The sequence below is a fragment of the Deinococcus maricopensis DSM 21211 genome (assembly GCF_000186385.1).
Taxonomy (GTDB): domain Bacteria; phylum Deinococcota; class Deinococci; order Deinococcales; family Deinococcaceae; genus Deinococcus_B; species Deinococcus_B maricopensis.
Genome location: NC_014958.1, coordinates 1,307,638 through 1,325,967, shown reverse-complemented (window position 1 = coordinate 1,325,967; position 18,330 = coordinate 1,307,638). Strand labels below are relative to the sequence as shown.

Here is an 18,330-nt window from a genome sequence, read left to right as displayed (position 1 = left end):
TCAGCGCCAGCTGTTGAGGTCGGGGGTGAGGTGTGCGGTGTCGTTGAAGCGGTCGAGGCTCACGCGGCCCGCGCCGAACGTGAAGCGGGTGAGGCTGCCGTTCCGGACGCGCCAGTTGAGCTTGAGGGCGGACGCGTCCGGGGCGTCCAGGGCGAGCGCGACGGCGAGGCCGATGACGCCGCCGGACGTGAACGCGAGGACGGTGCTGCCGGACGGGAGGGTCAGCAGGTCGTGCAGGGCGGCCTGCACGCGGGCGCGGTACGCTGCCCACGGCTCCACGGTGTCGTGCATGACGACGCCGCGCTGCCACGCGTCCGCGAGGGCTTCGAGCATCGCCTGGAAGGGTTTGTTGCGGTCCGGCGCGTGACGTCGATCCCTGAAGTCCCGCGCGAGGGCCGCGAAGTGCGGGTCGTGCTGCGCGAGGAGCGGCGCGAGGGTCCGCACGAGGCCGTCGCCGTCGTACTCGGCGAGGCGCGCGTCAATGGTGATTTCCGGCCAGTCGTTCCCCTCGCGGGCGAGCGCGGCCGTGCTCGCCTGCCGCACGAGGGGCCCCGCGAGGACGTGCGTGGGCCGCACGCCCTCCGCGCGCAGGCCTGTCCCGATGGCGCGCGCCTGCGCCTCCCCCAGCGCCGAGAGTCGGTCGGTGTCCGCCTCGAATGGGGTGGCCTGTCCGTGCCGGATCAGCAGCAGCGTGCTCAGAAGGTCTCCAGCTGCCGCTGCGCCTCGCGGATGAGTGCCTGCGCCTGCCGGCCGAGGTGCGCAAAGCGCGGGTCGTTGGTCTGCCCGGCGTGGTAGCGGGCGTAGATCTGCTGCACGATCACCGCGAGCTTGAATACGCCCAGCACCTCGTACCACACGATGTTCCCGAGGTCGCGGCCGCTGCGCTGCGCGTAGCGGTCCAGGAACTGCGCGCGCGTGAGGAAGCCCATTGCCGCGCCCGGCTCGCCGATGGGGGTGCGGAACCCGTCCGGGAAGCCGCGCTGCGTCCAGTAGCACAGGGTCAGCCCGAGGTCCACGAGGGGGTCGCCGACGGTGGTCATCTCCCAGTCGAGCAGCGCCACGACGCGTGCGGGGTCGTGCGCGTCCAGCATGAGGTTGTCGAGCTTGTAGTCGTTGTGCACGAGCGTGTGCGCGCTCTCGGCGGGCGTGTGCGCGGTGAGCCACGCGATGACGGCTTCATCGCCGAGCACCTCGGTGCCCGGGGTGTCGTCGGTGCGGGCGCGGCGCCAGCGGCCCGCCCAGCCTTCCACCTGACGCGCGTTGAACCCCTCGGGCTTCCCGAGGGCACTCAGGCCGGTGGCGTGGATGTCCACGGCGTGCAGGTCCGCGAGGGTGTCCACGAGGGTTTCGCTGGCCTTGCGGGCCGCGTGGGGAACGTCCGCGTACTCGCGTGGCATCTTCGTGCGGATGATGACGCCCCGGCGGCGCTCCATCAGGTAGAACGTCGCGCCGATGACGGCCGCGTCCTCGCACAGCAGCACCGGCGTGGGCGCGGCGGGGAACACCGGCGCGACGCGCCCCAGCAGGTGGTACTCGCGGGCCATGTCGTGCGCTTTCGCGGCGACTGGGCCGAGCGGCGCGCGGCGCAGCACGTACTCCGCCGTCCCGAGCCGCAGCAGGTACGTCAGGTTCGAGAAACCGCCCGGGAACTGCTCCGCCTCCAGGGCGCTCACGTCACCGGGGACCTTGCCGTGCAGGTACGCGCGCAGCGCCGCGAGGTCGAGTTCCTCCCCGGCGCGCACGGGGGCGGTGTCGGCGCGGGTCACGCGTGCCCGCCGCCCAGCAGCGCCATGGCCTTCTTGCGCAGGTGCCGCAGCTTGCTGATCCAGGTGTCGTAGTCGTTCGCTTTCGCGCGGAACGACGCGAGCGTCGTCTCGTGCGTGGTGATCAGGAACCGCTCCTCACGCAGCGCTGCCAGAACAGTCTCCACGAGTTGATCCGTGGTGATGGCGGTCGCCTGCAGGATGGGCGTGTGCTCAATCATGGGCGTCCACACGCCTTCCGGGCACAGGCACGACACGCGGATGCCGCGGTCCCCGTACGTGACGGCAAGCCACTCCGCAAACGCCACCGCCGCGTGCTTCGTGACGGCGTACGGCGCGCTGTGCAGTTCCGTGAGCAGGCCCGCCGCCGACGCAGTGTTCAGCAGGTACCCCTCGCCGCGCGCGAGCATGTGCGGCAGCGCGTGCCGCGCGGCCCACACGTGACTCATGACGTTCACATCATTGATTTTCGCCCACACCTCATCCGGCGTTTCCGGGCCCGCGCCAACACCAATGCCGGCATTCGAGCAGAACAGGTCAATGCGGCCTTCACGCGCGAGCACGTCGTCAATGAGGCCCTGGATGTCCGCTTCGCGGCGCACGTTCGCGGGCACGAAGCGCGCGCCGATCTCCCCGGCCCTGGCTGCGCCGGCCTCCGCATTCAGGTCGGACGCGATCACGGTGGCGCCTTCCCGCACGAATCGCGTGGCGAGCGCGAGGCCGATGCCGCTCGCTGCGCCCGTCACCACAACCACTTTGCCGTTAACGTCCACGTTGCCCTCCGCGCAGGTCCACGCCCTGCCGCCTGAGTTCTTCTTTTGCGACCGTTTCGAGGTGCACGATGTCCGGGCCGTCCGCGAGGCGCAGCGTGCGTGCCTGCGCGTACATCTCCGCGAGGGGCGTGTCGCCGCTCACGCCCGCGCCGCCGTGCACCTGAATGGCGCGGTCGATCACGGCGAGCGCGACGTTCGGCGCCACCACCTTGATCGCGGCGATCTCGGCGCGCGCGGCCTTGTTGCCGACGGTGTCCATCATGTGCGCGGCGTGCAGCGTGAGCAGGCGCGCCTGATCGATCTCGATGCGGCTCTGCGCGATGAGGTCGCGGACGTGCTGGTGCCCGGCGAGCGGCTTCCCGAACGCCACGCGCCCCGCCGCGCGCTGCACCATCAGTTCGAGGGCGCGTTCCGCCTGCCCGATCAGGCGCATGCAGTGGTGAATGCGGCCCGGCCCGAGGCGGCCCTGCGCGATCTCGAACCCGCGCCCCTCACCGAGCAGCAGGTTCGCGGCGGGCACGCGCACGTTCTCGAAGGTGATTTCCGCGTGGCCGTGCGGCGCGTCGTCGTACCCGAACACGGTCAGCATGCGCTGCACCGTCACGCCGGGCGCGTCCATGGGCACGAGGATCATGCTCTGCTGCAGGTGCCGGGGGGCGTCCGGGTCGGTTTTGCCCATGAAGATCGCCACTGTGCAGCGCGGGTCGCCCGCGCCCGAAGTCCACCACTTCCGGCCGTTGATGACGTACTCGTCGCCGTCCCGCGCGACGCTGGATTCGATGTTGGTGGCGTCGCTGCTGGCCACGTCGGGTTCGGTCATGGCGAACGCGGAGCGGATCTCGCCGTTCAGGAGGGGGCGCAGCCACGTCTCCTGCTGTTCGGGCGTGCCGTACTTCGCGAGGACTTCCATGTTGCCGGTGTCGGGCGCGTTGCAGTTGAACACCTCCGGCGCCCACCACACGCGGCCCATCACCTCGCACAGCGGCGCGTACTCCCGGTTCGTGAGGCCCGCGCCGAAGCGCGCCTCGGGGTCGGTGAGGGGCGGCAGGAACAGGTTCCACAGGCCCGCCGCCTGCGCTTTGGGCTTGAGATCGTCGAGGAGTGGCACGTGCGCCCAGCGCTCCCCGGCGTTCACCTGACGGCGGAATTCCGCCTCGTTCGGGTAGATGTGCTCATCCATGAACGCCGTGAGGCGCCCGAGCAGGTCCTGCGTGCGCGGCGAGTGGTCAAACATGCGGGGCCTCCGGGGCGTGCGTGGGCAGGGCGCGGGCGGGCGTCACAGGTACGCCCGGAAGATGCTCTCGGCGATCACGGCGGGTTTCGGGGCGCCTTCGAGTTCGATGGTGTTCAGGACGGTGAGCTGCACGTACCCGTCACCTTCGTCGAGGGCCTGGAGGACGGCGTGGTTGCGGAGGCGCGCGCCGACCGGGACGGGCGTGAGGAAGCGCACGCGGTTCAGGCCGTAGTTCAGCAGGACGCGCGTTTGGAGGGTGGGGAACCCGCCGGCATTCAGGAAGGTGCCGGCGAGGAGGCTGAGCGTGAGGAAGCCGTGCGCGATGGGGCCGCCGAAGGGGCCCTGGCGGGCGCGGTCGGGGTCAACGTGGATGAACTGGTGGTCGCCGGTGGCGTCCGCGAAGGTGTTCACCATGTCCTGCGTGACGGTGACCCAGTCGCTGGTGGCGATCTCCTGGCCGAGGCGGGCGCGCAGGTCGGCGGGCGTGAGGGGCGTCATATGATGCTGGCTCCGCCGTCCACGGCGATGTTCTGCCCGGTCATGAAGGCGCTGGCGTCGCTGGCGAGCAGCAGGGCGAGGCCTTTGAGGTCCTGGTCCCCGCCGAGCCGCCCGAGGGGGGTGTGTTCGAGGATGCGCTGCTCGGCGTACGCGAGGGTGCCTTTGGTCATTTTGGTGGGGAAGTAGCCGGGGCAGATGCTGTTCACGGTGATGCCGTACTTCGCCCATTCGCCGGCGAGCGCGCGGGTCAGGTTCACGACGCCGCCCTTGCTGGTGTTGTACGCGAGGGTGGGCATCATTTTGGGGTCGTTGCCCTGCAGGCCCGCGACGGACGCGATGTTCACGACGCGGCCCTGCTGGCGGGGAATCATGCTGAGTCGGCCCACCGCCTGCGTGAGGGCGAACACGGCGTTGAGGTTGAGGTTCACGACCTTGAGCCACGCGTCGAGGGGGTGGTCCTCGCTGGGGGCGCCCCAGGTGGCGCCAGCGTTGTTCACGAGGATGTCGATGCGGCCGTGCTTGGCGACGAGGCCTTCGACGAGCGGGGTGATGGTGTCGAGCTGCCCGAGGTCGTGGGCGTACACGTGCGCGATCATGCCGAGGTCCGTGAGGTGCGCTTTGGCAGCGTCGAGTTCGTCTTGTTTGCGGGCGGTGAGGATGACCTGCGCGCCGGCCTCGCCGAGCGCTTCGGCGATCTGGAGGCCGAGGCCGCGGCTGCCGCCGGTGATGAGGGCAACGCGGCCGGTAAGGTCGAAGAGCTTGTTGAGGGTCATTGCGGGGTCTCCGTGAGGGTGTCGAGGAAGGTCTGGAGGTCGCTGGTGAGGCGGTCGGGCACCTCGATGGGCGCCAGGTGCCCGACGCGCGGGTACGTTTCGAGGCGCGCACCGGGAATGCGCTCAGCGAGCGTTTCGGCGTTCGCGTGGGGGATCAGTGCGTCGGCGTCGCCGTGCAGGATGAGGGTGGGCACCTGAAGGCGGTGGAGGTCGTCGAGGGCGTCGTGCGTGCCGACGGCGCGGTACTGCCGCACGAAGCTGTCGGGGCGGACGGGGAGCAGCTCGCCGAGCGCGGCGATCTGCGCGACGACTTCCGGGTGGGCGTCCACGAAGCCGGGGCCGCTGAGGACGGCGTACATGCGGCGCGCGCGGTCCTCGGGGGTGAGGGTGAAGTCCGGGACGAGGGCGGCTTGCGCTTCGGGGGTGGGGCGTTCGCCGCGCACGAAGCTGCCGGACGTGGACAGCAGGACGAGGCCGCGCACGAGGTCCGGGTGGCGCAGTGCGAGGTGCTGGGCGACCGCGCCGCCCATGCTGATGCCGACCACGAAGGCGGGCGCGGCGTTCAGGGCGCGCAGGGCGTCGGCGGCGTCGTCAGCGAGGTCGGTGATGGCGTAGTCGGCGGTGTAGGGGTCGCTGTGGCCGACGTCGCGGTGGTCGAGGGCAAGGGCGCGGTACGTGCGGCCAAGGACGGGCAGCTGGCGGAGCCAGGCGAGGCGCGTGCCGCCCAGGCCGGTGAGGAACAGGACCGTGCCGCGTGGCGCGTCGGGGCGGACCTCGTCGTACGCGAGGCGGCGGCCGTCCGGGAGGGTGACGTACTGCGGGGCGGGGAGGGTGGGGGTGGTCATGGGTGCTCCTTGTCGGGCTGGGGGTTCAGTACCAGGCGTCCTGCATGTCGTAGGTGGTGGGGTCGGCGCTCGCGAGGAGGCGGGCGTGGTGGTCGACGCGGGGAAGTTCGAAGCGCGCGAAGTACTGCGCGGCGTGCAGCTTCCCGCGGTAAAAGTCCGCGTCGGGGCCGGTGGCGTCCGGGAGGGCGCGGGCGGCGACGGTCGCCTGGCGGAGCCACATCCAGCCGATGACAGTCCCGCCGAGCATTTCGAGGGCGCTGTCGGCGTTGGCGAGGAAGCGGTCCGGGCCGAGGTCCGGCGCCTGCGTGAGAATCGCCTGGAGGGCCTGGGCGCTGGTGGTCAGCGCGTGGCGTACGGCGTCGCGGATGACCTGCACGTCGGGGAGACCTTCGGCGGCGGCGAGGTCCTGCGTGACGGCCTGCGCGAGCAGCTGGAGGCTGCGGCCGCCGTGCGCGGTGACCTTGCGGCCGAGCAGGTCGAGGCCCTGGATGCCGTTGGTGCCTTCGTGGATGGGATTGAGGCGGTTGTCGCGCCAGAGCTGCTCGACGGGGTGGTCGCGGGTGTACCCGGCGCCGCCGAGAATCTGGAGGGCGTGGTCGAGGGCGGTCTGCACGTGGCTGCTCGGCCAGGCTTTCGCGAGGGGCGTGAGCAGGTCGAGGAGCAGGGTGGCGGTCGCGCGTTCTTCGGGCGTGTCGGCGGTGCGTTCGTCGTCGACGAGGCGCGCGGCGTACAGGCCAAGCGCGAGCGCACCTTCGACGGTGGCCTTCTGGGCGAGGAGCATGCGGCGCACGTCGGCGTGCGCGATGATCGGCACGGGCGGGCTGCTGGGGTCGCGGGTGCTGGCGGCGCGGCCCTGGGTGCGTTCGCGGGCGTACGCGAGGCTGTACTGGTACCCGGCGACGCCGAGCATGGTGGCGCCCAGGCCGACGCCGATGCGGGCCTCGTTCATCATGTGGAACATGGCGTTCAGGCCGCCGCCGAGCGTGCCGACGAGCTCGCCGAGGCTGTCGCCGCCCTCGCCGAAGTTCAGCAGGGTGTTGGTGGTGCCGCGGTACCCGAGTTTGTGGTTCAGGCCGGCGAGGACGACGTGGTTGCTCGCCCCGGCGCGGCCGTCGTCGGTCACGCGGTAGCGGGGCACCAGGAAGAGGCTGATGCCTTTCACGCCGGGGGGCGCGCCGGGCGTGCGCGCGAGCACGAGGTGCAGGATGTTCTCGCTGAGTTCGTGTTCGCCGCCGCTGATCCACATTTTGGTGCCGGCGACGGTGTACGTGCCGTCGTCGCGGGGGGTGGCGAGGGTGGTGATGTCCGCGAGGCCGGACCCGGCGTGCGGTTCGCTGAGGGCCATGGTGCCGAACCAGCGGCCTTCGAGCAGGGGCCGCAGGTACTTCTCCTGCTGTTCGGGCGTGCCGAAGGCGCGCAGGAGGTTGGCGTTGCCGATGGTCAGGAAGGGGTAGGCGCTGGTGGCAATGTTCGCCGCCTGGAAGCACGCGAGCGCGGCCTGCGTGATGAGCCAGGGGAGTTGCAGGCCGCCGAGCGCCTCGTCGTGATGGGCGCTGAAGAACCCGGCGTCGCGGAAGGCGTGGATGGCTTTCTGCACGTCGGGGACGAGCTGCACGCGGCCGTTCACGATGTGCGGCTCGAAGGTGTCGGTGTCGCGGCGGTGCGGCAGGAAGTGCGTTTCGGCGAGGTCGGCGGCGAGGGTGAGCACGGCGTCGAAGGTTGCCTGGTCGTGGTCGCGGTAGCGTTCGCGGGCGGTGAGGTCCTGCGCGCGCAGAACCTCGAACAGCTGGAAGCGCAGGTCGCGTCGGTTCAGGAACGGCGTCATGCGGGGTGCGGGGTGCGGGCGGCGTGGACGAAGCTCATGGCGCTCCTTTGCGCGGGCCGAGCGCGCCCGGCCCTTGTTTTTGATCTCGGTCTAAACATACTCCCGCCGGGGCGCGCGCGTGCAAGCGCCCGACATGAGCATCAGGCCAAGACGACCTTCAGGGAGCGCGGGCTAGAGTGGACGCGCTTCAATGACGATTCACACTCCCGCGCCGGCACGCCTCAACACCATCGACATTTTCCGTGGCCTCACGATTCTGGAGGTCATCGGGCACCATGTCAGCGGCATGGCCCTGCGGCACGTCACGCCCGGCAGCACCACGCACGAACTCCTCACGGTCCTGAACCGCACGCTGCACTTCGCCGTGCCGGCGTTCGTGTTCCTGAGCGCCGTGGTGCTCACGCGCAGCCTCCTGAAACGCTTCGAGCCCGCGCGGTACTTCCCGCGCCGCCTCGTGCGGGGCGGCTGGCCGTACCTGCTGTGGAGCGCGCTGTACGCCGCGTGGTACGTGTGGCTGGAGTTGCGGCCCGAAGCGACGCTCAGCGACCCGAAACGCTGGGAGACGTGGCTGCTGTACGGCAAGGCCAGCTACCACCTGTACTTCCTGCTGGTGGCGCTGGAACTGTACGTGGTGCTGCCGCTGCTGCTGCCGCTCGCGCGGCGCCGACCCCGCATCAGCGTGGCGCTCGTGGCGGGCCTGGCCCTCCAGCTGGCGCTGTACACCCTGAACCGCGAGGTGCTGCGCCTGCCATTCCCGGCGAGCACGCTGCTGTGGTACGCGCTGCCGGTGGTGCTGGGCGTCGCGGTGGGTGCGCGGTTCGACGAGTTCGCGGGCTGGTGGCGTCGTCGGCGCGTGGTGCTGCTGCCGCTGCTGGCCGTCACGTACGCGCTGTACCTGCCGGTGGCGCTCGCGTACGTGCGCGGCGAGAGCGTCACGCCGGTTGTGTACAGCGGCCTCACGTGGGTGTACACGGCCCTGTGGGCGGTGACGCTGCTGGGTGTGGCCACGAGCGCCGCGCGCTTCCCGAAATGGCTGACGGCCCCGCTCGCGCTGCTCGGTACGGTCAGCCTTCAGGTGTACCTCATTCACCCCATGCTGCTGCAGCTGCTGGAGCGCGAGGGGTTCCCGAGCGGCACGGCGCCGTTCCTGCTGCGCGTGGCCGGGTACGCGCTGATGGCGCTGGCGCTGCCGGCGGCGTTCGGGCGGCTGCTGCGCGGCACGCGCGTCAGCACCCTGCTGTTCGGCCGGTGAGCGCGCGCGGGCAGTGAGCGGGGACCCGTTTCGGGCGCGGGCGAGTCGCTACATTGGGCGGGCATGCGCCGCGCCCTCGCTCTGCTGCTCACTGTCCTGCTCGCCGCGCCCGCATTCGCGTGGCCGTGGGAGCGCGTGCAGACCGTCCGCCTGGACCGCCCGGACGGTTTGTCCTTCCTGCTGGTGCCCAAGGCGTGCGTGCGGGACGTCGCGTGCCCGCTGGTGGTCGTGTCGCACCCGCGCGGGCAGAGTGCGGAGCGGCTGCACGCCAGCCCGTACGTCAGTCAGTACACCCTCGCGCTCACGAACGCGAACATGGCCGTGCTGCTCAGCAACGACGGCGGCCCGAACCCATGGGGCAGCCCGGCCGCCCTGGCGGAGCTGGGCGCGCTGCACGCCGACAGCGTCACGCACTTCCGCTTCAACGGGCGCACATACGCGTTCGGGCTGAGCATGGGCGGCCTGATGGCGCTGCGCAGCGCGCAGCGCGGCCCGTATGCAGTGAGCGGCGTGATCCTGCTGGACGGGCGCGTGGACCTGCTGGGCGCGTGGGGCGCGCCGGGCGGGCGCCGCGCGGAAATCGAGGCGGCGTACGGCCTGAGCGGCCCACCCACGCCGGACCTCGACCCGCTCATCACGGCGGAAGTGCAGGCGGAAGCGCAGGAGCGCCTGCCGCTGTTCATCATCGGCAGTCACGACGACCGCACCGTGCCGTTCACCGAAAACGGGCTGCGCCTGTACCTGCGCGCGGCGCAGCCCGCCACCAGCCGCCTCGTGACCCTCACGGGCGCGCACCTGGGCGGCGCGCACTTCACGGCGGACCTCGCGCGGGAAGTCACGGCGTTCGTGCAGACGCTGGAACGTCGTCACGCCGCCCCGCCGGCCCTGCCGCCCGCCGCCCGTCAGAAAGGACCCACCACACCATGACGCACGCCACACCGTCCCTCGACCTGGGGTACTCGTTTTGCCCGAACGACACGTTTATCTTCTACGCGCTCGCGCACGGCCGCGTGCCGGCGCCCATGCCCGTCCGGGAGGTGCTGGAGGACGTGCAGACCCTGAACGACTGGGCGCGCGAGGGCCGCCTGCCCATCACGAAGATCAGCTACCGCGCGTACTTCGAGGTGATGGATCAGTACGTGGCACTGCGGGCGGGCGGGGCGCTCGGGCGGGGCGTGGGGCCCCTGATCGTGGCGCGCGAGCAGCTCGGCGACCTGAACGGGAAGCTGGTGGCGTCGCCGGGGTCGCTCACGACGGCGGAGATGCTGCTGCGCGTGCGGCACCCGGACGTGCGCGTGGTCCGCATGCGCTACGACGAGGTGATGCCCGCCGTCGCGCGCGGCGAGGTGGATGCGGGCCTGATCATTCACGAGTCGCGTTTCACGTTCCACGAGTACGGCCTGGTGCGGCTCGTGGACCTGGGCGCGTGGTGGGAGGGCGAGACGGGCCTGCCGTTGCCGCTGGGCGCGATCCTGGTACGCCGCGACCTGCCGCGCGCGACGCAGTGGGCGCTGAACGAGGCGGTGCGCGCCAGCTTGGAGTACGCGTACGCGCATCCACAGGAGCCCAAGGGGTACATTCGTCAGCACGCGCTGGAGATGAGTGACGACGTGATGCAGGCGCACATCGACCTGTACGTGAACGATTTCAGCCTGGATGTGGGCGCGGAGGGGGAGCGGGCCGTGCGTGAACTGTACCGCCGCGCGGTGCAGGCGGGCGTGGCGCGCGCGAGCGACCGGCCGCTGTTCGTCGAGCGCCCCTGACCGGCGCGAGAAGGCCCCGCCAGAAGTGGCGGGGCCTTCTCGCGTAGCCGTTATTGGAGGGTTTCGTAGGCGTCCCAGACGAGGGCTTCGGTGTCGGTCCAGCCGAGGCAGGCGTCGGTGACGCTGACGCCGTACTGGAGGGGTTGACCGGCGGGGGTGAGGGGCTGCTTGCCGGGGTGGAGGTGACTTTCGAGCATGAGGCCCTTGAGGCTGGTGGTGCCACGGGCGCGCTGCTGAAGGACGTCGCGCCAGACGTGGGCCTGGCGGGTGTGGTCGCTGCGGCTGTTGGCGTGGGAGCAGTCGACGAGGATGGCGGGGTGATGCCCGGCAGCGCGCAGCAGGGCTTCGGTGTCGGCGACGCTGTGGGCGTCGAAGTTGGGGCCCGGCGTGCCGCCCCGCAGGATCACGTGCCCGTCCGGGTTGCCGCTGGTGTGCACGATGCACGCGCGGGCGTCCTCGGTGATGGTGAAGAATGCGTGCGGGTGCTTCGCGGCGGTGATGGCGTCCACCGCGAGCTTGACGCTGCCGCCCGTGCCGTTCTTGAAGCCCATGGGGGCACTCACGGCGCTCGCCATGACGCGGTGCGTCTGGCTCTCGACGGTGCGCGCCCCCAGGCACCCCCACGCGAGCAGGTCGAACAGGTACTGCGGCACGAACGGGTCGAGCAGTTCCGTGGCGACGGGCAGCCCCAGTTCGTTGATGCGGCCCATCAGTGCGCGCGTGCGGTGCAGGCCGGTGCTGAGGTCGTAGGCGCCGTTCATGTGAGGGTCGGTGAGGAAGCCGCGCCAGCCGACGGTGGTGCGGGGCTTCTCGACGTACACGCGCATGACGAGCTCAAGGCGGTCACGGGTGCGTTCGCGGAGGTGCGCGAGGCGGTGAGCGTAGTCGAGGGCGGCGTGCTCGTCGTGGATGCTGCACGGTCCGAGGATCAGCAGCAGGCGGTCGTCGTGGCCGTGCAGGATCGCGCGGATGGCGTCGCGCGCGGCGAGCACCGTGCGTTCCGCGCGCGCCGTCAGCGGCAGCGCCGTCTTCAGTTCCCGCGGCGTGATGACGGGTTCGAAGGTGGTGACGTGGAGGTTCTCGGTGGGCGTTCCCGGTGTGGTCATGGCGGGGTCCTTCCTGGGGTGAGGGCGAGGAAAAGAACGCGCCGCCCGGGGGTGGGTCCGGGCGGCGTTGATCAGGCGAGGTACGCGGATCAGTTCCCGGCGGTCAGGTAAACCACCAGGCGAAATACACGAAGCTCGCGCGCATGCCCCTGTGTACCACGCGCGCCCGAGCGGGCCGGTGGGTTGGCTAGAGCAGGGGCGGGCGCGGACGGGTAGGATGCAGCATGACGTCTGAAGGGCCGGTCGTTCGGTTGGTGCAGGTGCCCGCGCTGGGGCGCGCGCCCGGGTACTCGCACGTGGCGGAGGTGCGCGGTGGGCGCACGGTGTACGTGTCCGGTCAGATCGCGGTGGACGCGCAGGGCCGCGTGGTGGGTGAGGGCGACTTCCGCGCGCAGGCGCGGCAGGTGTTCGAGAACCTCCGCGTGGCGCTCGCGGCGGTGGGCCTGACGTTCGACGCGGTCGTGAAGCTGACGTTCTTCCTGACGGATTTCGCGCACCTCGCGGCGATGCGGGAGGTGCGCGACGAGTTCGTGAACACGGCGGCGCCGCCGGCGAGCAGCGCTGTGCAGGTGTCGCGGCTGGTGCACGAGGCGCTGCTGATCGAGGTGGAGGCCGTCGCGGCCGCGCCGTGAACCCGGGGAGTGGCCCGTCATGGACCGCGCGGCCGCCCGGGTGGGCGGCCGCGCGCCTGGTGCCGCTCAGTTGAACGGGCAGGTGCTGCGCGCGTCGGACAGCAGGGTGCTGACGGCGGGCGTGGGGCACAGGAACGGGTCGTAGCGGCGGTCGGCGTCCTCAAAGCGCTTGAGCCACGCGACAGCGTACTTGGCGATGGTGGTGTTCGTGCTGGTGGGGGCGCCGTGGCTGGCGCCGCGCAGTTCCAGGTACGCCTTGGGAAGCGTGCTGGCGAGGCTGGTATAGAACGGGATGGCGTGCGAGCTGACGGGCGCGACGCTGTCGTTCTGCGCGCCGAAGATCAGGGTCGGCGTGGTGAGTTCCGGCCAGGACTTGTCGGTGTTCCAGGGCGTGAGCGGAATGGCGGCTTTGAGGGCGGGGTTATCCTTGGCGGCTTCGAGGGCGCCGCCGCCGCCCATGCTGTGGCCCATGACGGCGAGGCGGGTGGCGTCCACGCGCGTGCGCACGGCACTGCTGGTCGTGAGGTAGCGCAGCGCGGCGCGCAGCTGGTCCCCGCGTGAGGAGGGGTAGTCGTAGCGGGAGAGGGTGTCGATGACGATGACCACGAACCCGTGCGACGCGAGGCGCGGCCCGAGCCACGCGACGCTCGCCTGCGTGCCGGTGTACCCGGGCGAGATGGCGACGCCGCCGAAGGTGCCGTCGGCGGTGCTAGTCGGGTAGTAGATGGTGGCGCCGCCGAAGTCGCTGACGCTGCTGCGCGGCACGGTGGTGGAGGCGGTGGCGTACGGTCCGCGGGCCGCTTCGAGCAGGGCGGTGGTGGGAGCGGGGCCGCGTTCGTACGGGTTGGTGGCGGCGCCGCTCAGCGTCTGGGGCGTCACGGCGGGCGTGGTGAGGGTCGAGGTGGTCGTGCCGCACGCGGCGAGCAGGACCGGCAGGGCGGCCAGCAGAGAGGCGTGTTTTCGCATACCGCGGTGATCGTACGGGGCGGGGCAGGCCGAGTATCCGTTGCTCATCGGCCCGCCCGGAGAGGGTCAGGCCCAGTCGCTGATGGGCAGCAGTTCCGCGCCGTCCGCGTCGGCGCTGGTGACGTTGTACTTGCGGTCGAAACGGACCGTCAACTCGCCACGGTCGAAGTGCGGGTCGCTCACGAAGCCCTTGCGGAAGACGTACGTGCCGTCGTCGTCGATGCCGATGTGGGCGCTTTTGGTGAAGCGCACCTCGATGGGGTCGCCGTGGCGGGCGGTGCGGAGGCGCACGCGGAAGGTGTTCTGGTCGTCTTGTTTGACGTACGGGTTTTTGGGGGTGCGTTTGAAGAACATGGTGTGGACCTCAGGCGGATTCGACGCCGGGGTCGAGGATGAGGCGCGCGAGCAGCGCGGTGTGCAGGGCGAGGCGGTCGATGCGGACGTGCTCGTGGTCGGCGTGGGCGCCGTCGCCGGGCGCGCCGAGGCCGTCGAGGGTAGGAGCGATGGGCGCCGTGAAGTTGCCGTCGCTGCCGCCGCCGACGAACGCTTCACTCACCTCGAAGCCGAGGTCGCGGGCGGCGGCCTGCGCGCGGCTGTACAGGCGGGCCGTGCCGTCGGTGCGCTCGAAGGGGGGGCGGTTGATGTCACCGGCGACGCTGAGCGTGACGCGCGGGTCGGTGGTTTTCAAGTTGTGCAGGGCGGCGTGGACGCGTTCGGCTTCGCTCATGCGCTGCACGCGCACGTCAATGTCGACGGTGGCGTCGGCGGGGATGACGTTGCGGGCGGTGCCGCCCCGGATGACGGTGGCGTTGACGGTGGTGCCGAGGTCGTCGTTGCCGAGGTCGTTGACCTGCAGGATCAGGCGGGCGGCTTCGGCGACGGCGCTCGCGCCGAGTTTCGGCTGGTTGCCGGCGTGCGAGGCGACGCCGTGCAGGTGCAGGGTGTAGTCGCCGACGCCTTTGCGGCCGGTCTTGAGGGCGTGCGTGTCCGCGACAGGCGGCTCGACGACGAGGACGGCGCGGGCGTGCCCGGCAGCGTCCTCGATGTGGGCGCGGCTGCTGGCCGAGCCGGTTTCCTCGTCGGGCGTGAGCAGCACCTCGATGCCGTGCGGCAGCTGGCCGCGCACGGCGCGCAGCGCGTGGACGGCCATGACGATGCCGCCTTTCATGTCGTACGTGCCGGGGCCGTACGCGCGGTCGTCCTCAATGCGGAACGGGAGGCGGCCGAGCGTGCCGTGCGGCCAGACGGTGTCGGCGTGCATGAGGATCAGCACGGGCCGGTCCTGCGGGCCGAGGGTGTAGCGGCGGGTGCTGCCAGGCAGGGTGTGGACGTCGGCGCCGAGGTCGCGCATCCAGGCGTCCACGTGGTCCTGCACGCGCATGACGGCGTCGAGGTCGTCGCTGGGCGATTCGAGTTCCACGAGGGTCTGCAGGTCGCGGAGCATGGCGGGCACGTCGAACGTGTCGGGGCGGGTCATGCTGGGCATCGTACCGCGCGGGAATGACGACGCCGCCCCGGCGCGGGCCGGGGCGGCGTGGGGTCTTGGCTTACGCGAGGATCTTGAGGAGGTCGCGTTCGGTGCTGATGACCGCGCGGCCCCGGAGGTACAGGTCCGTGAGGATCGGCGCGCCGAAGGCGCGGACGAGTTTGTCGATGGTGGTTTCGGTGCTGGCGTTTTCGCCTTTGATCTGAACGCGGTTCATCGTGCCGGGCACCCAGGAGCATTGCCAGTTTTTCATGTTCGTTTCCCCCGCGCGGCGGAGCGGGACAGCCCTGGGTGTGGGATTCCAGGGTGGGATGGCGCGATGGCGTATCGCGCGGCTGTCCTGCTTCGGTGCTACACCGCGACAATCAAAGCTTACGGGGGTCTGATGATGCGCGCATGTCAGTCCGCTTGGGGGACCCTTCATGTACTCATACGGAACCGCTCCCACCAGGACGCAAAAAAACGATACAGGTCACGTTCGGGTCTTTAGGGAGCGTAACCTGGATTACAGGAGGAATGATAGGTGGCCGCGCCGCACGCTGCCCTTCAGGAGGGGCAGCGTGCGGCGCGCACCGAGGGTTTAGCGGGTGGTTGTGGGCAGAGCCTGCCGCGCCTCCACCAACAGCTCCGACATTCTCGACAGGCAGCGCGCGTACTTCTTGGCGAACGCCCCGTGCCGGTACTCCTCGGCAAACAGGGTGCCCAGCGGGGCCCCGGTGAACGCCACCTGCAACCCCAGGTCGTAGGCCTTGTCGACCAGGTGCACGAAGCGCAGCGCGACGTTCTGGTCGCGCATGGGCTGCACGTCGGTGACGCCGAGGGCCTGCACGCCCTCCAGCCACTTGCCGAAGCGGGCGGGGTGCACGGTGAGCATCAGGCGGTTCAGGTCGCTCGCGCTGCTTTCCGTGAACGTGGCAGGGTCCTGGGCGCCGCTCCACGCGGCGTAGGTGGGTGGGTCGAGGGGGCCTTCGGGGGTGCTGCTGCGCTGGCGGTAGTCGGGGCCGTCGACGCGCAGCGTCTCGAAGCGCGAAGCGATTTCCTGAATCTGGCGGGCGAAATCGCGGGCGTTGAAGCGCCCCTGCCCGAGAGCGCCAGGTTCGGTGTTGCTGGTGGTGACGACGTTCAGCCCGTTCGGCATGAGGGCGCCCAGGAAGGTGTTGACCATGTGCGTGTTGCCGGGGTCGTCGAGTTCGAACTCGTCGATGCACAGCAGCTCGAATTCGCCGAAGGCGGCCTGGGCGCGTTCCATGCCGAGCAGGCCGAGGGCGTACAGGAGTTCCTGGAAGCTCATGAAGGCTTTTTTGCCTTCGAAGGCGTACCAGGTGCTGGCGAGCAGGTGGGTTTTGCCGACGCCGAAACCGCCGTCGAGGTACACGCCGCGGCCTTCGGGTGGGCGGGGGCGGCGCAGGAAGCTCAGCAGGCCGCGCGGTTCGGCGCGGGCGGCGCGCAGGCTGTCCACGAACTGCGTGAGGTGGTCGCGGGCGGCGGCCTGCGACGGGAACGCCGGGTTGGGGCGGTACGTGCTGAAGCGTACGTCCTGGAAGCGGCGGCTGGGCACGAACGAGGTCAGGAGGTCCTCGGGGGTAACGCTCGGCGTGCGGGTGGACAGGTCGATCACCTGTTCAGGCTAGCAGGGTGGGACGGTGGGGACCGTGCCAGCCTACCTGTCCTTTATGCAGACTCATCCGCTTTTATTATGCAAAAGACATAATACGGTATGGACGCCGAACTGCTGCTCGCCTACCTGCGCGCCGCGCGCGCCGAATTCGACCACCTCACCGCCCCTACCCCCGACACCCAGCGCGCCTGGGACGAAGCCGAACGCGCCATTCAGGCCATCGAGGCACGCCGCGCCCTCCCCCACCCGCACCAAAGCGCCGCCTGAACCCACCCCACAGCGGAGCGGTCCCGGAACACTCCGGGGCCGCTCCGCATGACGCTCAGAAGAAAAGGGTGTAGAGGAGCTTGTTCGGGCTGCCAGTACCGATGTTGCTGAGCACGTTATTGGTGGCGCCGTTCACGATGGCGCTACGCACCGCGCTGAAGCTGGCCCCCGGGTTGCGCTGCAGGTACAGCGCGGCCGTGCCCGCCACGTGCGGGCTGGCCATGCTGGTGCCGCTGATGGTGTTCGTGGCCGTATCACCGGTATTCCACGCGCTGGTGATGCTGCTCCCCGGCGCGAACAACTCCACGCAGCTGCCGTAGTTCGAGCTGGTCGACCGGCCATCCGTGCGCGTACTGTTCCCCACCGTGATGACGTTCGCAGCGCGGGCGGGGCTGACGTTACAGGCGTTCTGGCTCTCGTTGCCGGCCGCGACCGCCACCGTCACCCCGCCGGTCGCCAGATTGTTCACAGCGGTGTCGACGGCGCTGCTGGCCCCACCGCCGAGGCTCATGTTGGCCACGCTGGGACCGCTGTGGTTCCGCGCGACCCAGTCGATCCCCGCGATCACGCCGCTGTTGCTCCCGCTGCCCTGGCAGTTCAGGACCTTCACCGCCACGAGCTTCACGCCCTTCGCCACGCCGTACGTGCTGCCACCGACCGTGCCGGCCACGTGCGTCCCGTGACCAGCACAGTCGGTGTTCTGCCCGTCCCCGCTGGTGTTCGTGCCCCACGAGGCGCGGCCGCCAAACTCACTGTGCGTCGTGCGAATCCCCGTGTCGATGATGTACGCCGTGACGCCACTGCCGGTGTAGTTGTAGGTGTACGTGCCGTTCAGCGGCAGGTTGCGCTGATCGATGCGGTCGAGGCCCCAGGTGGCGCCGGTCTGGGTGGCGGTGGCTTTGACGACCTGATCCTGCTCGACGTAGGCGACGGCGGAGTTGCTCTTGAGCTTGGCGAGGTTGGCGTCGCTGAGTTTCGCGGCGAAGCCGTTGAGCGCCGTGCTGTACACCTGCAGGACGCTCACGCCCGCAGCCTCCAGGCCCAGGTCGCTGACCAGCTGCCCGGCGCTCTGCGCGCGGACGCTGCTCGCGCCGTCCTTCAGGACGACGATGTACTGCCCGGGGATGGCTGCGGCGTTCGTGGTGGGCGCCGGGGTGGTCGCGGTGGGCGCCTGGCTGGTGGTGTTCTGGCAGCCGGCGAGGACGAGCGTGAGGCCGAGGATTGCGGTCATGGTGAGCTGTTTGTGCATGCGTGTTCCCTCCCAAGGACACGTGGTGTTCAGGCCAGGTCTGACGCAGGTGAAGTTGTGGTCTGACGAGTGGAGTATTGAGGGCCCACACGAAAGTTCAAAGTTATACATCTAGATGTATTTCTGAACCTTCCATTTGCTTCCTTTCACTGCAAAAATGGATACTTTCGCCCGACAAGTAACGAATTTTCGACCTCATTCGGCAGATTTTCCGTGTTTGCCTATGCAGAAGAACCTCATGCGATCAGGGCACCGAGCAAACCATAGGCGAGGCGCACCC

The 18,330-nt window shown here is 70.3% G+C and carries 20 protein-coding genes; 5 read left to right on the top strand and 15 right to left on the bottom strand.

What is annotated here, in order from left to right:
- Genes DEIMA_RS06210 through DEIMA_RS06175 form a run of 8 tightly spaced genes read right to left on the bottom strand, consistent with a single transcriptional unit; the run spans position 1 to position 7,711 of the window.
- Positions 1–699 (bottom strand): histidine phosphatase family protein, encoded by a 699-nt coding sequence (locus DEIMA_RS06210; RefSeq protein ID WP_013556378.1) that lies wholly within the window; start codon positions 697–699, stop codon positions 1–3.
- Positions 696–1,766 carry a phosphotransferase family protein gene (locus DEIMA_RS06205; protein ID WP_013556377.1) on the bottom strand — a complete coding sequence of 357 codons (1,071 nt, stop codon included), beginning with the start codon at positions 1,764–1,766 and terminating at the stop codon, positions 696–698. Before DEIMA_RS06205 ends, DEIMA_RS06210 begins: the two co-directional genes overlap by 4 nt.
- A complete protein-coding gene (locus DEIMA_RS06200; RefSeq protein WP_013556376.1) occupies positions 1,763–2,536 on the bottom strand; it encodes an SDR family oxidoreductase in 774 nt (257 codons plus the stop codon). Before DEIMA_RS06200 ends, DEIMA_RS06205 begins: the two co-directional genes overlap by 4 nt.
- Positions 2,526–3,770 carry an acyl-CoA dehydrogenase family protein gene (locus DEIMA_RS06195; protein ID WP_013556375.1) on the bottom strand — a complete coding sequence of 415 codons (1,245 nt, stop codon included), beginning with the start codon at positions 3,768–3,770 and terminating at the stop codon, positions 2,526–2,528. The genes DEIMA_RS06200 and DEIMA_RS06195 overlap by 11 nt, the downstream gene beginning before the upstream one ends.
- Positions 3,771–3,812: 42 nt before the next feature.
- Complete coding sequence (locus DEIMA_RS06190; RefSeq protein ID WP_013556374.1) at positions 3,813–4,268, bottom strand: MaoC family dehydratase; 456 nt, start codon at positions 4,266–4,268, stop codon at positions 3,813–3,815.
- Positions 4,265–5,041, bottom strand: coding sequence for an SDR family oxidoreductase (locus DEIMA_RS06185; protein WP_013556373.1), 777 nt, complete (start codon positions 5,039–5,041; stop codon positions 4,265–4,267). Before DEIMA_RS06185 ends, DEIMA_RS06190 begins: the two co-directional genes overlap by 4 nt.
- Entirely contained in the window at positions 5,038–5,886 is an 849-nt protein-coding gene (locus tag DEIMA_RS06180; protein ID WP_013556372.1) for an alpha/beta fold hydrolase, read from the bottom strand. Before DEIMA_RS06180 ends, DEIMA_RS06185 begins: the two co-directional genes overlap by 4 nt.
- Before the next feature lie 25 nt (positions 5,887–5,911).
- Positions 5,912–7,711 (bottom strand): acyl-CoA dehydrogenase, encoded by a 1,800-nt coding sequence (locus DEIMA_RS06175; RefSeq protein WP_013556371.1) that lies wholly within the window; start codon positions 7,709–7,711, stop codon positions 5,912–5,914.
- A 190-nt stretch (positions 7,712–7,901) separates the two neighbouring features.
- Between DEIMA_RS06175 and DEIMA_RS06170 the strand changes: the two genes are divergently transcribed.
- The 3 genes from DEIMA_RS06170 (at position 7,902) to DEIMA_RS06160 (ending at position 10,726) form a co-directional block, all read left to right on the top strand.
- Positions 7,902–8,963 (top strand): acyltransferase, encoded by a 1,062-nt coding sequence (locus tag DEIMA_RS06170; protein WP_013556370.1) that lies wholly within the window; start codon positions 7,902–7,904, stop codon positions 8,961–8,963.
- A 63-nt stretch (positions 8,964–9,026) separates the two neighbouring features.
- Positions 9,027–9,890 (top strand): alpha/beta hydrolase, encoded by an 864-nt coding sequence (locus tag DEIMA_RS06165; RefSeq protein WP_013556369.1) that lies wholly within the window; start codon positions 9,027–9,029, stop codon positions 9,888–9,890.
- A complete protein-coding gene (locus tag DEIMA_RS06160; RefSeq protein ID WP_013556368.1) occupies positions 9,887–10,726 on the top strand; it encodes a menaquinone biosynthesis family protein in 840 nt (279 codons plus the stop codon). The genes DEIMA_RS06165 and DEIMA_RS06160 overlap by 4 nt, the downstream gene beginning before the upstream one ends.
- Before the next feature lie 50 nt (positions 10,727–10,776).
- Here DEIMA_RS06160 and DEIMA_RS06155 read toward each other — a convergent pair whose 3' ends face one another.
- Positions 10,777–11,832, bottom strand: a complete 1,056-nt coding sequence (locus tag DEIMA_RS06155) for a 3-deoxy-7-phosphoheptulonate synthase (RefSeq protein ID WP_013556367.1) — start codon at positions 11,830–11,832, stop codon at positions 10,777–10,779.
- 224 nt (positions 11,833–12,056) lie between these two features.
- On the opposite strand from DEIMA_RS06155, the gene DEIMA_RS06150 reads away from it, so the two are divergent.
- The gene (locus tag DEIMA_RS06150) at positions 12,057–12,464 is read left to right on the top strand and encodes a RidA family protein (protein ID WP_013556366.1); all 408 of its coding nucleotides are present in this window, start codon (positions 12,057–12,059) and stop codon (positions 12,462–12,464) included.
- A 66-nt stretch (positions 12,465–12,530) separates the two neighbouring features.
- On the opposite strand, the gene DEIMA_RS06145 is transcribed toward DEIMA_RS06150, so the two are convergent.
- The 5 genes from DEIMA_RS06145 to zapE all read right to left on the bottom strand — a co-directional run bounded on the left by DEIMA_RS06145 (position 12,531) and on the right by zapE (position 16,534).
- Positions 12,531–13,430, bottom strand: a complete 900-nt coding sequence (locus DEIMA_RS06145) for a dienelactone hydrolase family protein (protein ID WP_148234917.1) — start codon at positions 13,428–13,430, stop codon at positions 12,531–12,533.
- Between the two features lie 66 nt (positions 13,431–13,496).
- On the bottom strand, positions 13,497–13,784 hold the full coding sequence (locus DEIMA_RS06140) for a hypothetical protein (RefSeq protein WP_013556364.1): 288 nt from the start codon (positions 13,782–13,784) through the stop codon (positions 13,497–13,499).
- Positions 13,785–13,794: 10 nt separating this feature from the next.
- Positions 13,795–14,916, bottom strand: coding sequence for a M20 family metallopeptidase (locus DEIMA_RS06135; RefSeq protein WP_013556363.1), 1,122 nt, complete (start codon positions 14,914–14,916; stop codon positions 13,795–13,797).
- A 61-nt stretch (positions 14,917–14,977) separates the two neighbouring features.
- On the bottom strand, positions 14,978–15,169 hold the full coding sequence (locus DEIMA_RS17815; protein WP_013556362.1) for a hypothetical protein: 192 nt from the start codon (positions 15,167–15,169) through the stop codon (positions 14,978–14,980).
- A 327-nt stretch (positions 15,170–15,496) separates the two neighbouring features.
- Entirely contained in the window at positions 15,497–16,534 is a 1,038-nt protein-coding gene (gene zapE / locus DEIMA_RS06125; protein ID WP_013556361.1) for a cell division protein ZapE, read from the bottom strand.
- A gap of 99 nt (positions 16,535–16,633) precedes the next feature.
- Between zapE and DEIMA_RS18210 the strand changes: the two genes are divergently transcribed.
- Positions 16,634–16,801, top strand: coding sequence for a hypothetical protein (locus tag DEIMA_RS18210; RefSeq protein WP_013556360.1), 168 nt, complete (start codon positions 16,634–16,636; stop codon positions 16,799–16,801).
- Between the two features lie 55 nt (positions 16,802–16,856).
- On the opposite strand, the gene DEIMA_RS06115 is transcribed toward DEIMA_RS18210, so the two are convergent.
- On the bottom strand, positions 16,857–18,050 hold the full coding sequence (locus DEIMA_RS06115) for a S8 family peptidase (protein ID WP_013556359.1): 1,194 nt from the start codon (positions 18,048–18,050) through the stop codon (positions 16,857–16,859).
- Positions 18,051–18,330: the final 280 nt, after the last annotated feature.